Origin of the sequence: Pseudoalteromonas sp. APC 3355 (assembly GCF_030407615.1) — a bacterium.
Classification (GTDB): domain Bacteria; phylum Pseudomonadota; class Gammaproteobacteria; order Enterobacterales; family Alteromonadaceae; genus Pseudoalteromonas; species Pseudoalteromonas distincta.
Window position 1 is genome coordinate 1 of sequence record NZ_JASDDB010000008.1, and the last position, 607, is coordinate 607.

Annotated in this window: 1 tRNA gene; it reads left to right on the forward strand. The window is 40.2% G+C overall.

The annotated features are described in order from the left end of the window. Window positions 1–77 (forward strand) — tRNA-Met (locus QMA08_RS11360). The last annotated feature ends 530 nt before the right edge of the window (window positions 78–607 follow it).

Consider the following 607-nt stretch of genomic DNA (forward strand, 5'->3'; position numbering starts at 1 on the left):
CGCGGGATGGAGCAGTCTGGTAGCTCGTCGGGCTCATAACCCGAAGGTCGTCGGTTCAAATCCGGCTCCCGCAACCACTGAAATAAATAAGAATGAAACGGCACGCTTAAAGCGTGTTTTTTTATGTCTAAAATTTAGTGTGTATATTGTGGCTCATAACCCTAAGGTCGTCGGTTCACCTTTTATAAGTTCAGGCTTCCGCAACCACTGAAATAAATAAGAATGAAATGACACGCTTAAAGCGTGTTTTTTTATGTCTAAAATTTAGTGTGTATATTGTGGCTCATAACCCGAAGATCGTCGGTTCACCTTTTATAAGTTCAGGCTCCCGCAACCACTGAAATAAATAAGAATGAAAGCGTGTTTTTTTATGTCTAAAATTTAGTGTGTATATTGTGGCTCATAACCCGAAGGTCGTCGGTTCACCTTTTATAAGTTCAGGCTTCCGCAACCACTTAAATAAATAAGAATGAAACGGCACGCTCAAAGCGTGTTTTTTTATGTCTGAAATTTAGTGTGTATATTGAGGCTCATAACCCGAAGGTCGTCGGTTCACCTTTTATAAGTTCAGGCTTCCGCAACCACTTAAATAAATAAGAATGAAACG